Origin of the sequence: Priestia megaterium, assembly GCF_023824195.1 — a bacterium.
In the GTDB taxonomy this organism is placed as follows: Bacteria; Bacillota; Bacilli; order Bacillales; family Bacillaceae_H; genus Priestia; species Priestia megaterium_D.
On sequence record NZ_CP085442.1, the window covers coordinates 2,642,374 to 2,655,118 of the forward strand.

Below are 12,745 nucleotides of genomic sequence, written 5' to 3' on the forward strand. Positions count from 1 at the left end.
CTAAATTATAAAACTCTAATCTATATATATATAAGCTACTATTGGACAAGTTAGAAAGGAGGCTGTGTTTGTGGAGTGGTTTTTGATTGCTATAAAACAAATAATTCTAGGTATTAGTCTCGCAGCACCGGTAGGTCCAATTAATATAGAGATGATTAAAAAAGGTCTGACAAAAGGATTTTGGGCTTCTTGGCTAGTTGGTTTAGGAGGCATAACGGCCGATATTTTATTTATGCTTCTCATTTTAATAGGGTTAACGCCTTTTGTTCAGATGCAGGCTGTTACTGTTTCCCTGTATGCAACTGGTTTTGTCATGCTCACATTTGTTGGCTTTCAAAGTATGAAACAAGCTGTCTCTCGTTCCTTTTCAGTAGATGTAAATAAACCCTCTATTAAAAGAGATAAGTCGTTTTTTACAGGTTTCTTCATTGCTCTTATGAACCCTTTAAATATTGTGTTTTGGTTTGGTGTATTTGGGTCAAGCTTAAGCGAAAGCCTCCAAAGTCAAACGTGGCTATCTGTCTTTTTTCACAGTTTCTTTATTATCTTTGGCATCCTTCTTTGGAATTTAAATATTGCCAGCAGCATTTATTTTACAAGAAAATTTATCACGCCTAAGCTTCTTCGCTTCATTACGTTAGGTGCCGGTTTTTTACTTTTTTTATTTGGCTGCCAATTCGGTTTTAAATGTGTATCCTTACTTATAGGCTGAGTTTTTAGCGATGAGTTCAATAAGAGTGTCATTTACTTTCTCGCGTTCATCATAAAAAAGACCGTGTCCACTATTTTCAAATGGAATAAGTGTAGAAAATGAAATATGACGATTCATATCTTTTGCAAGATCAAATGGACAAATTTGATCTTTTTTTCCGTGTAATATATATGTCTCAGCGAAAATTTGACTCAAATCTTCCCGTAAGTCTTCGTCTCGTAAAGACACCGCAGTTTTAATCGTACCATGACCAGATGCCTCTAAACCTAAATCTTGAAACCATCCTCTAAAAGCTGAGCTGATAGGCTGATTAAAAAACTTTTTCCCAAATCCTTCAAGCATGTTAGGACGATCTCTATACGTATTTTGGATAATTGTATTTACTTCTTCAGAAGGAAGTCCATATGGAAAATCAGTTTTTTGAATAAAGCTTGGAGCCGCTGCCCCTAATAAAATTAACTTTTTCACGCCATATCCTAAATGTCTGCTCATATATCGAATGGCAATGGCTCCCCCCATAGAAAAGCCTACGAGCGTATAATTTTTAAGCCCCAGTCTTTCTACTAACATGCGAATATCATCCGCTAATTGATTATAAGAATAGCCGGTGAAAGGCGCATCTGATTTTCCGAATCCGCGAAGATCAGGAGCGATACATCGAATACCGCGGGCCGGCAACGTTGTAAATTGGTATTCGTACATTTTAGCGTTAACAGGCCACCCGTGAAGAAAAAGAACGGGTTTCCCTTTTCCAATATCCCGAACAAAAAGTTTAGTCTTAGGAGTTACGTGAATAAAATAGCTCATATATAACACCTCCTAGATGTTCTTATATATATATGTTTAGGACAATTTGAACATTCAAAAGTTTCTTAGAGGCTTGTGTAGGAAATGTATGAGGCTTATTGGGGATAAGGAGTAGGGAAATTTTTTTATTGTTTATTTAGAACATAGTTTAATTTAAAAATATTAAACAAAAAAAGTAGTAAAGCTTTTAAAGCTTTACTACTTTTTTTGTTATTTTTCTTCCAGCCACACATCAACTAAGTTGCCAGCTTCGCTTTGGTCCAATACGAATGAACCGTTGCTGTATCGGTCGCTAGCTCGCATTGTAGATGGATCAACCTGCTCGATTTGACCTTTAGATGATTCCACTATCATGTAATGTTCTTTAGAGATTACTTTTACTTTTGCAATTTGATGCGGATTAGATTTTAGTTCTCGGACCATCACTAGCCCTCGTTTTGCTCGTGCTGATTCTTCAAACTCAGTAATTTTTGTCTTTTTCACAGCTCCTCGCTGCGTGGCGATAAATAATTCAGTTGATAGAGCTTCATCTTCATCGAAGATAACGCCGCTTACAACATAATCATCGTCTTTTAAGTTAATTCCTTTCACACCAGAAGCGCGAGTTCCCACAATATTGATTTCTTCTTCTCGGAAACGCAGTCCGTAGCCAGAGCGAGTGGCAATAAACACTTGTTTTTTACCATCCGTTTGATATACATCGACTACTTTATCATCGCCTTTTAAATTAACGGCGACAAAAGCTTTGGAGTAGCGCTGTGCTTTATATTGAAGTAATTCTGATTTTTTGACCATACCATTTTTCGTAAAGAAAAGCAGATACTGATTTTCTTTAAATTCTTTTACCGGTATCGCCCGTACAATTTGCTCTTCTTTATCAATTGGAACAATGTTCATGATATGCTGCCCCATGTCTTTCCACCTGATATCAGGAAGTTCGTGCACTGGCATATATAAATAATTCCCTTTGTTTGTGAAGATGAGCAGCGTTTCGGTTGTATTAATTTCATACTTCGCTAAAATTCGGTCCGTATCTTTCATACCGAAGTCTTGCCCATTAGACGCGGCGTAAGAACGAAGGCTTGTTCGTTTTACGTATCCGTCTTTTGTGACTGTCACCATCACTTCTTCAGATGGAACCATCACTTCTAGATTAATCTTAATTTCTTCGATTTCCGCTTCAATTTTTGAGCGGCGTTCTGTACTGTATTGCTTTTTTACACGGCGTAATTCTTTTTTGATTACATTAAAAAGTTTTTTCTCGCTATGTAAGATTTCTTCTAACTCGTTAATTTTAGCACCTAGCTCTTCAGCTTCCGCTTGTAGAGCTGTGATGTCCGTGTTTGTCAAACGATATAATTGAAGCGACACAATCGCTTCTGCTTGAGGTTCTGTAAATTCATATTTGGCAATTAAATTATTTTTAGCGTCGCGCTTATCTTTAGAAGCTCTAATAGTCGCAATAACTTCATCTAAAATCGACAGTGCCTTAATCAATCCCGCTACAATATGTTCACGTTCACGTGCTTTTTGCAGTTCGTATTTAGAACGATTTGTTACCACTTCTTTTTGATGATCAATATAAGCATCAAGAATGTTAGCCAAACTCATAAGCTTTGGTCGCTTTTTAGCAATAGCAACCATGTTAAAATTATACGGTACTTGCAGATCCGTATTTTTATATAGATAGTGAAGTACTCCTTGAGCATTTGCATCTTTTTTTAGTTCTACTACGATGCGCAGACCGGTACGATCCGTTTCATCGCGAACTTCAGCAATGCCTTCCACTTTTTTATCTAAACGAAGCTCATCCATTTTCTTAACAAGGTTGGCTTTGTTTACTTCAAACGGAATTTCCGTAATGACAATTTGCTGTTTTCCGCCGCGAATGGACTCCACTTCCGTTTTTCCGCGAATAATAATTTTCCCTTTACCTGTCTCGTAGGCTTTCTTAATCCCGTCTACCCCTTGAATGATTCCTCCCGTAGGAAAATCAGGACCTTGAATAGCCGTCATCAACTCTTCAATTGTACACGTTGGTTTATCAATTCGCATGATCGTTGCGTCAATTACTTCACCTAAATGATGAGGAGGAAGTTCTGTAGCATAACCAGCTGAAATACCCGTGGATCCATTCACTAGCAAGTTAGGAAACATAGCCGGTAACACAGTTGGTTCGCTGCTTGTATCATCGAAGTTAGACACAAACTCAACCGTTTGTTTGTCAATATCTCGTAGAAGTTCTGCAGCAATCGATGAAAGGCGAGCTTCTGTATAACGCATTGCTGCTGGGGGATCTCCATCAATACTTCCGTTGTTTCCATGCATTTCGATTAATACATTTCTAACTTTCCATTCTTGACTCATTCGAACCATGGCATCATATACAGATGAATCACCATGAGGGTGATAGTTACCAATTACGTTCCCTACAGTTTTGGCTGACTTGCGAAAACCTTTTTCTGCTGTATTTCCATCTACGTGCATTGCATATAAAATACGGCGCTGAACGGGTTTTAACCCGTCTCTTGCATCCGGCAGTGCACGCTCTTGAATAATATATTTACTGTATCGACCAAAACGGTCGCCTAGTACATCCTCAAGAGGTAAATCTAAAAAGCGTTCTGTTTGTGTCATTGTACGTCCTCCTCTGCGACCGTTAATACATTTTCATTATCTAAAATATTTGGATCTTCTTCTAATCCAAACGCTACGTTACTTTCAATCCATTTTCTGCGAGGTTCTACTTTATCGCCCATCAAAGTGGTCACACGACGATCAGCGCGAGCAGCATCATCAATACGAACACGAATCAGCGTACGCGTCTCTGGGTTCATTGTTGTTTCCCAAAGCTGATCTGCGTTCATTTCACCGAGACCTTTATAGCGTTGAATCATATACCCTCTTCCTACCTTATCAATAGCACCTTGCAATTCTTCGTCACTCCATGAATATTCAACCACTTCTTTTTTACCTGACCCTTTACTTACTTTGTAGAGCGGTGGAAGAGCAATAAATACTTTTCCTGCTTCCACAAGCGGTTTCATATAGCGGTAGAAAAACGTTAGCAGAAGCACTTGAATATGAGCACCATCCGTATCCGCATCGGTCATGATGACTATTTTATCGTAGTTAATATCATCAATTGTAAAATCTGCTCCTACTCCTCCGCCTATCGCGTGGATGATTGTACTAATTTCTTCGTTTTTAAAAATATCTTGAAGCTTGGCTTTTTCGGTATTGATAACCTTCCCTCGCAGTGGCAGTACAGCTTGAAAGCGGCGATCCCTTCCTTGTTTTGCTGAACCTCCGGCGGAATCCCCTTCGACTAAGTACAGTTCGTTTCGCTGAGGGTTTCTTGATTGCGCAGGCGTTAACTTCCCGCTTAGAACGGTTTCTTGACGCTTTCGTTTCTTCCCGTTTCTTGCGTCTTCTCTCGCCTTTCGTGCCGCTTCACGCGCTTGAGCAGCTTTGATTGCTTTTTTTACAAGAAGAGAGCTTACGTCCGGGTTTTCTTCTAAGAAATAGGCAAGTTTTTCAGAAATAACTGCATCGACGGACGAACGAGCTTCACTTGTACCTAACTTTCCTTTTGTTTGTCCTTCAAACTGAAGCAACTCTTCAGGTATTCTAACGGAAACGATGGCTCCTAAGCCTTCTCGTATATCCGTTCCTTCTAAGTTTTTGTCTTTTTCTTTTAGCAGGCTTACTTTACGGGCGTATTCATTAAATGCACGCGTCATAGCGCTTTTTGCACCGGACTCATGCGTTCCACCATCTTTGGTACGAACATTATTAACAAATGATAAAATGGTTTCAGAATAACCATCATTAAATTGAAAGGCAAATTCAACTTCAATATTATGATGAATCCCTTCAAAAAAGACGACTGGATGAAGTGAATCTTTTTCTTCATTTAAATATGAAACGAAGGCTTGAATACCTGTTTCATAATGAAAGATATCGTGACGATCATGTCTTTTATCGATTAACTCTATTTTGAATCCTTTTAACAGAAAAGCCGATTCGCGGAGCCGTTCACAAAGCGTATCATAATTGTACACAGTTGTTGAAAAAATCGTGGCATCCGGTTTGAAATGAATCGTTGTTCCCGTTTTTTTCGTTTTTCCTATTTTTTCTAGTGTCGTAACCGGCTTTCCTCCATTTTCAAAACGCTGTTCATAAATAAATCCATCTCTATGAATGGTTACCGTCAACCATTCAGACAGCGCATTTACAACAGATGCACCTACTCCGTGTAAGCCTCCGCTTGTTTTATATCCACCCTGTCCGAATTTACCTCCTGCATGCAAGATGGTTAAAATAACTTCAGGCGTTGGTTTTCCTAGTTTATGCATGCCCGTTGGCATACCTCGACCTTTATCTTGTACAGAAATTGAATTATCTTTGTGAATGGTTACAATAATTTCTTCTCCGTAGCCTGCTAGAGCTTCATCGACAGAGTTGTCGACGATTTCATATACTAAATGATGCAGACCTCTTGTATCCGTACTTCCAATATACATACCAGGACGTTTACGAACGGCATCTAATCCTTCTAGTACTTGAATTGCATCTTCATTATAATTAAATTGTTGTTTCCGAGCCATTCATACTACCCCTTTCATCACAACGAACATTACTACATTATGTATGAAACACAAACGTTTGCGCTTCGTGTCTAAGAATAAATGATCATGTATCCTATCTTTTAATTTTATAGTGTTCGCATCAACAGAACGTATGTTTCTATTTTTGCGTACTTACAAGATTTTAGCACAAATTTCCGTATTATAAAAGCAATATCTTGTGTATTCATGGATTATAAGCATTATAAAGCTAGCTGTCTAACGTCTATTGTAGCGGAAACTCTCTTACTATTTCAACGCATGGTGAAACCCATGCAAGCAGTGTGCATGGGCTGGTTGTTCTGCTTATAGATCTTACTTTGTTAAAGCATGCTCAACTTTTATACAACGATCCATAACTACAGTATACCCTTTTTTAGCGAGCAGGTCATATGCTTCTTCATTAATTAAACCAGATTGTGCCCAAAATACGTCTGCATCTACTTCTAAAAACTCTTCTGCAACTTCAAGCAAATGCTCAGAGCGACGAAATACATTAACGATATCAATATGCCCTTCAATTTCTTTTAATGAAGATACGGCTTTTACGCCGAGCGCTGAGTTGATTGTTGGGTTCACCGGAATAATCTCGTAACCTTGCTGCTGCATGGCTTCTGAAACCATATAAGACGTTCGATGAGGGTTATCTGATAAACCTACTACAGCAATGCGCTTGCTTTTTTTTAATATTTTACCAAGCTCTTGACGGGAAGGAATTTTAATGGACATGTCTATTACCTCTCTTAGCTATATAATATGTACTGAACAACATTCGCGATTTACAGTTGATTTCCTGCATATAGTACCCGTTTTCTCTATTTTTGTAAACGTCTTCTTTTTTTAAAATAATTGTCTCTCACCCAAAACTAGCTATGTTTTTTTAAGTATCTCATGGTAAAATAGAAACGATATAGAAATAAAGGAGCTTTCAAACATGAATTATTTATTACCTATTCTTGCCTATATCTTGGGCTCTATTCCTTTTGGACTAGTTGTTGGAAAACTAGGATACGGCATCGATATACGAGAGCATGGAAGCGGCAATTTAGGCGGCACCAACTCATTTCGTACATTGGGTGTAAAAGCCGGAATTATCGTTACGCTTGGAGACATTCTAAAAGGAACCCTAGCAGCTTCTTTACCGCTTTTATTTGATACGAATCAAAACATTCTCTTCATTGGTTTATTTGCTGTCATTGGTCATATTTTTCCTATTTTCGCGAAATTTAAAGGCGGGAAAGCTGTTGCCACATCCGCCGGAGTGATTTTATGTTATGAACCTCTTTTATTTGCTTTCGTACTATTATGTTTTTTTATCTGCTTATACATAACGAAGTATGTATCACTGTCATCAATGGTTACTGGGGTATTAACCTTTATCTACACGCTATTTAAACAAGACTACATGCTTATTATGATTATTGGTTTAATTGTAGCCTTTGTCATTTACAGACACCGCGCAAACATTACGCGAATTCTTAACAAAACAGAACCGAAAGTCACATTTTTGTCAGGTAAAAAGAAATAAGAGGATCTTCCTCTTATTTCTTTTTTTATAACCACTTTGTAAGCGAATACATTTCTTATTTATTAGTTATACTGATACTAAAATAAGGAGGTGAATGATGTGAAGAAAAAATGCCCTATTTGCAAACGAAATAAGAAAATGGATTCACAGCTAGAAGGAAGCCGCTACTGCGTTCACTGCTGGGAAACCATTGGAAAACAATATGATTTCAAATGAAAGAATGAAACGATTTAATATAGAAATGAAGCCTTCAACTCTATATTAAATCGTTTTATTTTATCTCATTCCTTCCTAGCTGGATTCGTATATATTGGTAATTTATCTACCTTTCTACTATAATAAATGTATCCGCAGTATTGGAAGGAGCATAATTAATGAAATTAACAGTAACAGAAGCAGCAGCTACGTGGTACAAAGACGAAATGATGCTAGAAGGAAACGAAACAATTCGCTTTTTTGTTCGCTACGGCGGATGCAGCAACGTTCAAAAAGGTTTTTCTTTAGGTGTAAACACAGATTCTCCTAAAAACGTTGGCGTTGAAACAAAAGTTGCCGGTTTAACATTCTTCGTAGAAGATGAAGACCTTTGGTACTTTGATGGTCATGATTTGACCGTAAATTATAATGAAGAAACAAAAGAACCTGACTTTCATTACGAAGCGTAAGAAAAAAGCATCGATTTATCGATGCTTTTTATTCTTACGCTTAACCCTGCTTTTTGGCATCTTCATAGGCTTTATGCCATTCTGGATAATTACGGCGAATCGAAATAGGCTTAAAGTTTTCTTTTTTCACACATACGTGTGACGATGTTCCTGTTAACGCAAGTTCTTCATTTGAATTAAAAATTTCGTAGCCGTACACAACGCGTAGACCGTCATAGTTCTCAACCCAAGTATGTACTACAGCTGTCTCGCCATAATGAAGCGGCTTTTTATATGAAGCCTGTATATCAATAACTGGCGACAGCACACTGTCTCTTTCCATTTGTGCATAGCTAAAACCTAAATCACTAATAAACTGCGTTCGACCTATTTCCATCCATACTAAATAGTTAGCATGATACACAACGCCCATCTGATCGGTTTCTGCATAGCGCACTTCGATTTCTTTCTTCGATACTAGCATGACTCTACCTCCTCTTGCACTGTTCCTGTTTTATCTTACCATATAAGGAGAATATACTCCTACTAGTTTGGTTATTACTCAATATGTTGTAAGACTAAGTGCATCTTGAATGCGATATATCAGCATTTCCAGCCGCGTCATCTTATTTTCATACCTTTTATAAGGAAGTGTATATGTGTAGTCTTTATTTTTCCATAAGCGGTCAAAATAAGCGTTTAGTTCGGTCATAACCTTTTTATTAGGAGGTCCTGATACTTTAATATCCGTTTCTAAGTTCAAGTCAGCCAAATTTCGTTTTGTGAAATTTGCTGCTCCTGCAATAATAGTTGCATTTTTTTTGTTTCGAATAAATAAAGTTTTAGAATGATACTGTTCTTTCCCTGTATGATACCAGCGAATTTTAATATCTCCTTTAGATTTCTTTACAAGTTCTGCTGCTACTGGACGGTTAGGCAGTCCGAACTTTTTTCTTCCAAACGCATTTTCATTAGGATCTAAAATTAATCGTACGTTGGCTCCTTGTTTAGAAGCTTTCAAAAGCGCCTTTATTACGTCTCGATCTCCAAGATAAAACATGCCAAGCCATACATCATCGTCTTTTTTAGCATGACGTAAATCATTTAATACGTGCGTATAGATTTTTCCTTCTGTTAACAGCTGAACATAGAGGTCTCCTTTTTCTTTTTCTTTCTTCTTATACCGAGGTAACTTTCCTCCGTAAGAAAAATCAGACACGGCTTGTTCACTTTTTACCACATCTCCAATGATATTCCCTTTTACTTCGAAGGCCATGTTAGAATTATAAAAACTTGCATCATGAGGATTGGCAGAGGAGATAATAACGCTTTGATCTGTTGCTACTACTTTTCTATGATTAGCTTTTACATTTAACAACTTAAAATAAGCACGGTCCGTCACGTTAGGTGCATTATTTCCGAAAGGATTCGTGATCCATCCGGTTCCTTTTTCACCAAACCACTGAACAAAAGTTTTCCACACTGCAGAATATAGTGGAATGGAGTCTCTGAGCTTAGATAAATTGGTTTGCACCACTTTGATTCCGTTTAGCCGCAGTGAATCTAACCACTTTGAATCATGTGAGCCGTAGGTTGTATTTATTTCATCTGTAATAAAGACGATTTCGATATTAGGATGTTTTCGTTTCTTTTCAATCAGCTTACTTGCAAGCGTATCACTAAGGTGAGGAAACGTTTCGCCTTGGTTATAGTAGCCATTAAATAGAAACATATCTATAATAATAAAAGCTTTTGCGTCATCAATCGCATTCGTAACTGCTTGAAAAATATGTTGTTCGGAAACAGACGTCTGCTGGTCTTGATACGTTAGGTCTGATAAAAGAAATACATCTTCTACTTTGTGAGGATTACTTTCGTATGAAACTCCTTTAGGCAAGGGCTTATGCGTGTGATAAGAGCCCACAATAATCAAGACGATAAGTAAACTGACCAAAATCCTTACTACTTTCTTTTTCACGTGCTTTTTCACCTACATAAACCTCTTTGCTAGTTTGTATTATTATTCACCTTACTAAAAAAATATAGAAAGAAAGCAGCTAAAACCGTTTATTTTTAGCTGCTTATTGTCGCTGTTTTACTTATTAAATCGTACCTTCGTAACCATTTTGACGAGCTTCTGACTCATCTTTTATTTCACTGCGCATTGCTTCGATACTTACTTCACGATTGTGATTTTTTTGCTGAATACGCTGACGTTCTTCTTCATTGCTGCATGCAGCAGCTTCTTCTGCTTCTTCAATGTTTTTCATTGTATTTTGAACCATTGTTTGTAATTTTTCAACGTTATCACTGCGATCGTCTGGATTCGGTTTATTCCATGTCATTGTATCTTCCTCCTCAAAATAACTTTGTTACAATTGTAGTATGCCGGATTTGTTCATCTCTATAAGTGGAAAAAAATGATTTTAGTTTACATAATATAATTATAATTAATTTAAAATGTATATATATAAAACATACATAATATGGTAATATATACATGCAAAGGGGGAATCGCTATGACCAAACGAATGATAGCATTACTAAGCGTCATCTTTATTGCAGTGCTTGCCGTATTTTTTATGTCGCAAACCTCATTGGCATCAAAATTGACAGCAAGTGCCTCTATGAAGCCTCATCATTACTCAAAACATGAAGAAAAAATGTTAGCCGTGACAAATTTAGACTACAAAAGCAATATCATTGCATACGATGTTAAAGCTCCTAATCACGCAAAAGAAGCTTATGTAAAAGCTACTTATTATGAAAAGGGAAAAGCCAAACAACCTTTATTCTCAGGAGGGCTGACCGTTTCAAAAGAATTTGACATGTTTGCTATTACATATAAAATCGATGATGATACTCATAAAGTTATGTTTAATGTAGGCAGCAACGATACAAGCCTAGGAATAGAAGCGGAAAAGCCCCAAAAAATGAACGGCTATTCCTTTACTGGATTAGAGAAAAAACAAACGGTAAAAATGAATAAAACATATCCAGTTGCTGCTTTATTTGGTGACGATGGCAATGGCATACGAGTTGCTCCGCTTTCAACCGACGATGGAGAAGTTGTTAAAGAGCTTATTTCGAGCAATCCTTACGTTTATTTATTCACGGTAGAATTCAAATAATAAAAAGTCGCTGAATTCAGCGACTTTTTATTCATTCACCTTTGGTTTGAATAACTTGAGGATGCTTGCCGGATGTATCTTGCATTTGTTTTCCGTTGTTTCCACCAGCTTCTCTCGGTTGAGTGCCGATGTGATTCGGAACAAAAGGTTTGCTTTGTTTTTTAGGATTTCCCATGCTTATCCCCTCCTCACCGTTACTCTAACCAACTTACTTTAAAGTTATTCAGCTCTTTCAAGCATACGATCTTCTAACCGCTTTTCAATTTCCATTTCAATGCGTTCAATTTCTGACTGATCTTTTAACAGCTGCGTTTTATTTTCTTGTACTAACTCTTCAAATGAACGTTTGCGTAATTTTCTCATGATCACAACACCTACTTTATGTAATTTTTATGAAAAATCTGAAAAATCTAAAGAAACTGATATCATACAACTATCTATATTGTAACCAATTTGTCAGATAAGTAAACATACTTTTTGAAAAGTTGTAAGAAAGTTTGACATGTTTACTGACTTATCTATGTATACGATGGTAAAGTAAATAAGTTTCATTTTTAATAAACAAGCAGCGAAGTTAATTCGCTGCTTGTTGAGCAAAGTTTTCCATTTGTTTAAGCGTCATTGGACCATTCACTCGTTGAACAATTTTCCCTTCTTCATCTATAAAGTAAGATGTCGGAATGGTGGAGACCCGATATTTTTTACTTCCTACACTATCTTGGTCGTCCAATAATACACGAAACGTAAACTGTTTTTCTTTAAGAAACTTAGATACTGCCTGTTTACTGCCTTCTGACGAAGTTAAATTAACAGCAAGCAGCTGTACATCGTTTCCATATTTCTCATAAAACGCTTGCATATCGGGCATTTCTTTTTGACACGGCGGACACCATGTTGCCCAAAAGTTTAAAATGACTTTTTTTCCTTTAAAGTCCGATAATTGAACGGATTTCCCGCTCGTATCTGACAGTGTAAACGGAGGCGCTGTATCTTTTGGTTCCAACCCATAAGCTTGACCCGAAGCCTGACGAGCACTATCGCCTTTTTTGATATTTAAATCCTTGTATTCGCTTAAGTTAGAATTATCGGATGCTTCATTTGGAGAAAGCCCTTGCCAAAGTGCGTAGCTAAGAAAGCCTACTAGAAGCAAGACCGCAATTATTTTTTTAACCATATGATCGGCTCCTTTATTTCTTCTAAAAAGTGATAATCTATGTACTAATAGATATGTGCAATATCTACTAAAATAATCCTTTTATAGGGCATTTTCTTTTATAATATAGCATATTTCCCTC

At 37.1% G+C, this 12,745-nt stretch carries 14 protein-coding genes; 4 read left to right on the forward strand and 10 right to left on the reverse strand.

Annotated elements, in window-relative coordinates:
* Positions 1–70: 70 nt before the first annotated feature.
* Positions 71–712: a LysE family transporter gene (locus LIS78_RS13365; RefSeq protein WP_195783063.1), complete on the forward strand. Its 642-nt coding sequence runs from the start codon at positions 71–73 to the stop codon at positions 710–712.
* On the opposite strand, the gene LIS78_RS13370 is transcribed toward LIS78_RS13365, so the two are convergent.
* The 4 genes from LIS78_RS13370 to LIS78_RS13385 all read right to left on the reverse strand — a co-directional run bounded on the left by LIS78_RS13370 (position 698) and on the right by LIS78_RS13385 (position 6,876).
* Positions 698–1,519: an alpha/beta fold hydrolase gene (locus LIS78_RS13370; protein ID WP_195783062.1), complete on the reverse strand. Its 822-nt coding sequence runs from the start codon at positions 1,517–1,519 to the stop codon at positions 698–700. The genes LIS78_RS13365 and LIS78_RS13370 overlap by 15 nt on opposite strands.
* Positions 1,520–1,729: 210 nt before the next feature.
* Positions 1,730–4,156, reverse strand: a complete 2,427-nt coding sequence (gene parC / locus LIS78_RS13375; RefSeq protein WP_195783061.1) for a DNA topoisomerase IV subunit A — start codon at positions 4,154–4,156, stop codon at positions 1,730–1,732.
* Positions 4,153–6,129 (reverse strand): DNA topoisomerase IV subunit B, encoded by a 1,977-nt coding sequence (parE, locus tag LIS78_RS13380; protein WP_013057241.1) that lies wholly within the window; start codon positions 6,127–6,129, stop codon positions 4,153–4,155. The genes parC and parE overlap by 4 nt, the downstream gene beginning before the upstream one ends.
* A 333-nt stretch (positions 6,130–6,462) precedes the next feature.
* The gene (locus LIS78_RS13385; protein WP_013057242.1) at positions 6,463–6,876 is read right to left on the reverse strand and encodes a CoA-binding protein; all 414 of its coding nucleotides are present in this window, start codon (positions 6,874–6,876) and stop codon (positions 6,463–6,465) included.
* A 205-nt stretch (positions 6,877–7,081) separates the two neighbouring features.
* On the opposite strand from LIS78_RS13385, the gene plsY reads away from it, so the two are divergent.
* Together plsY and LIS78_RS13395 are read left to right on the forward strand one after the other, a co-directional pair.
* Complete coding sequence (gene plsY / locus LIS78_RS13390; RefSeq protein ID WP_221780080.1) at positions 7,082–7,675, forward strand: glycerol-3-phosphate 1-O-acyltransferase PlsY; 594 nt, start codon at positions 7,082–7,084, stop codon at positions 7,673–7,675.
* 374 nt (positions 7,676–8,049) lie between these two features.
* Positions 8,050–8,340 carry a HesB/YadR/YfhF family protein gene (locus tag LIS78_RS13395; RefSeq protein ID WP_252283756.1) on the forward strand — a complete coding sequence of 97 codons (291 nt, stop codon included), beginning with the start codon at positions 8,050–8,052 and terminating at the stop codon, positions 8,338–8,340.
* 40 nt (positions 8,341–8,380) lie between these two features.
* On the opposite strand, the gene LIS78_RS13400 is transcribed toward LIS78_RS13395, so the two are convergent.
* From LIS78_RS13400 to tlp, 3 genes are all read right to left on the reverse strand, one after another.
* Positions 8,381–8,803, reverse strand: a complete 423-nt coding sequence (locus LIS78_RS13400; RefSeq protein ID WP_252283757.1) for an acyl-CoA thioesterase — start codon at positions 8,801–8,803, stop codon at positions 8,381–8,383.
* A 78-nt stretch (positions 8,804–8,881) separates the two neighbouring features.
* Positions 8,882–10,309 (reverse strand): phospholipase D family protein, encoded by a 1,428-nt coding sequence (locus LIS78_RS13405; protein WP_434092307.1) that lies wholly within the window; start codon positions 10,307–10,309, stop codon positions 8,882–8,884.
* A 112-nt stretch (positions 10,310–10,421) separates the two neighbouring features.
* Entirely contained in the window at positions 10,422–10,664 is a 243-nt protein-coding gene (gene tlp / locus LIS78_RS13410) for a small acid-soluble spore protein Tlp (protein WP_252283759.1), read from the reverse strand.
* A gap of 174 nt (positions 10,665–10,838) precedes the next feature.
* Between tlp and LIS78_RS13415 the strand changes: the two genes are divergently transcribed.
* The gene (locus LIS78_RS13415) at positions 10,839–11,450 is read left to right on the forward strand and encodes a YgaN family protein (RefSeq protein WP_252283760.1); all 612 of its coding nucleotides are present in this window, start codon (positions 10,839–10,841) and stop codon (positions 11,448–11,450) included.
* A gap of 31 nt (positions 11,451–11,481) precedes the next feature.
* On the opposite strand, the gene LIS78_RS13420 is transcribed toward LIS78_RS13415, so the two are convergent.
* The 3 genes from LIS78_RS13420 to LIS78_RS13430 all read right to left on the reverse strand — a co-directional run bounded on the left by LIS78_RS13420 (position 11,482) and on the right by LIS78_RS13430 (position 12,624).
* Positions 11,482–11,625 (reverse strand): acid-soluble spore protein N, encoded by a 144-nt coding sequence (locus tag LIS78_RS13420; protein WP_013057251.1) that lies wholly within the window; start codon positions 11,623–11,625, stop codon positions 11,482–11,484.
* 44 nt (positions 11,626–11,669) lie between these two features.
* A complete protein-coding gene (locus LIS78_RS13425) occupies positions 11,670–11,813 on the reverse strand; it encodes an FbpB family small basic protein (protein ID WP_013057252.1) in 144 nt (47 codons plus the stop codon).
* 211 nt (positions 11,814–12,024) lie between these two features.
* Positions 12,025–12,624: a TlpA disulfide reductase family protein gene (locus tag LIS78_RS13430; RefSeq protein WP_013057253.1), complete on the reverse strand. Its 600-nt coding sequence runs from the start codon at positions 12,622–12,624 to the stop codon at positions 12,025–12,027.
* Between the last annotated feature and the right edge of the window lie 121 nt (positions 12,625–12,745).